Consider the following 242-nt stretch of genomic DNA (forward strand, 5'->3'; position numbering starts at 1 on the left):
ATGCTCGGGGGCGGGGGCTCCGGCGGCTGAGCCCTACCTCGCGTAGGGGAAGAAGCCCCGACCGGGCTTCCGGCCGAGCAGGCCGGCGTCGACCATGCGCAGCAGCAGCGGCGGCGGCGCGAACAGCGGCTCCTTGAACGCCTCGTACATCGACTGCGCGACGGCGGCCGTGGTGTCCAGGCCGATCAGGTCGGCCAGCGCGCGGGGGCCCTGCGGGTGGGCGCAGCCCTGCACCATGCCGG

Annotated in this window: 1 protein-coding gene; it reads right to left on the reverse strand. The window is 75.6% G+C overall.

The window, feature by feature from the left end:
* Window positions 1–33: 33 nt before the first annotated feature.
* The coding region (locus AC0IVP_RS22100; protein WP_471759304.1) for a 3-hydroxyacyl-CoA dehydrogenase family protein at window positions 34–242 on the reverse strand (209 nt) is incomplete at its 5' end.

It is taken from the genome of Klenkia sp. AC732, assembly GCF_979256525.1.